This is a genomic window from Microbispora sp. CSR-4, assembly GCF_008033685.1.
Taxonomy (GTDB): domain Bacteria; phylum Actinomycetota; class Actinomycetes; order Streptosporangiales; family Streptosporangiaceae; genus Microbispora.
Genome location: NZ_VJVX01000186.1, coordinates 1 through 1,013, shown reverse-complemented (window position 1 = coordinate 1,013; position 1,013 = coordinate 1). Strand labels below are relative to the sequence as shown.

1 protein-coding gene is annotated in these 1,013 nt (G+C 72.9%); it reads left to right on the top strand.

What is annotated here, in order from left to right:
• Window positions 1–761: 761 nt before the first annotated feature.
• On the top strand, window positions 762–1,013 hold a 252-nt coding region (locus FLV34_RS39355), incomplete at its 3' end, for a hypothetical protein (protein ID WP_147945594.1).

The window sequence follows — 1,013 nt, the reverse complement described above, 5'->3', positions numbered from 1 at the left end:
GATCGCGCGCGGGCCGGCGCGGCACTGGAACAGGCACGCGCCGACGGCCTGCCGTTCGAGGAGGCGCGGGCCCGGCTGGTCCTCGGCGTGCTCGGCGACGCCGGGTAGTTCCCCTTAACGGAGCGTCCACGCGCTTCGGTTCAGTCGGACACCACGGTCGGGGCGTTGCATCGAGGACTGCCTCGCATCGCTGGGCTGGGGCTCCGTATTTGCCCAGGTCAGGGTTTGATTCGATGGTGTGTTCGAGGTAGGCTTGGGGTAGCCGTTGCAGGTGAGCCTAGCTGGCGGGCCGTTGGCCATACGCCGTGTGTTAAGCCGAGTCTGTTGAAGGAAGTCCCGGTCCGGGCGGTCGGGAAACCGTTGTTTGCCTTCGTCTGTGCTCCTGGGGGTTCACCGCCGTGTCCGCGCCGCACTCGCCGTCCGCTGCCGCCGGGCAGCGCCCGGCACCGCCGGTGCCCTCGACACGTGCAGCACGCTCTGCGGACCCGACAAGTCCAGCACGCGCGCCGCGCCCGCCTCGCCCGGCGCGCTCTGCGGACCCGGCGCGCTCTGCGGACCCGACACGTCCGGCGGACCCGGCGCGCCCGGCGGATCCGGCGCGTCCGGTGGAGCCGACGCCTTCAGCGCGCCCGGCACGCCCGGTGGGCCCGGTGGGCCCGGTGGGCCCGGCCTACCCTTCGCGTGTGGTGGGCGGGGTGTCCTCCGCTGGCCAGGGTGGGGGCGAGGCCGGGGGCGAAGGTACCGGCGGTGGTGGGGTGCCGGTGGCGATTCCTGATGGGCTGGCGGTGGTCCCGCCGGGGGCCGAGCTTGCGGGGGTGCTGGCGGGTATCGCTGTGGAGCGGGTGTCGGGGTTCGACACTGTGGAGGTGCTCAAGGCTGCCTACCGGCAGTCGTGTCATGACCGGGCGTGGTTTTTGCGGGTGCTGCTGGAGGTCGGGCTGCGTGAGGCGTGGTCCGGCGACAGCGTGGTCCGCCTGCAAACACCGGAGGAGTTCGCCCCGGATGAGGCGCGG